General features: G+C 62.7%; 1 protein-coding gene. It reads left to right on the plus strand.

Going from position 1 to position 397, the window contains the following annotated elements:
• Positions 1-397 (plus strand): hypothetical protein (locus ACF8Q6_RS14220; protein WP_392498983.1); only part of this gene is annotated, 397 nt, incomplete at both ends.

Consider the following 397-nt stretch of genomic DNA (forward strand, 5'->3'; position numbering starts at 1 on the left):
GAGCACTACCACTTCCGCTACGACCTCGATAGTCGTACCAGCTGGGCCACCGACGTGCTCGGCCGCGAGCTGGAAGTGCAGTACAACGCCGACCACCGCGTGGTCGCCAGCCGCGATTATGGCGGCGAGCGTTACGCCATCGAGCTGGACGAACACGGCAATATGGTCGGCCTGACCTTGCCGGACGGTAACCGCCTGCAATTCAAGTACGACGAATTCTCCCGCTTGCTCGAAGAGACCGATCCGCTGGGCCGCAAGACCCAGTACGAATATCACCACCTGACCACGCTGGTGACCCAGGTCAGCTACCCGGATGGCAGCACCTGGCGAGCGCGCTACGACGACAAGGGCAACCTGCTCGCCGAATTCGATGCCCTCGGCCAGATGACCGAGTACC

Source organism: Pseudomonas sp. GLN_2 (genome assembly GCF_043106005.1).
GTDB classification, from domain to species: domain Bacteria; phylum Pseudomonadota; class Gammaproteobacteria; order Pseudomonadales; family Pseudomonadaceae; genus Aquipseudomonas; species Aquipseudomonas alloputida.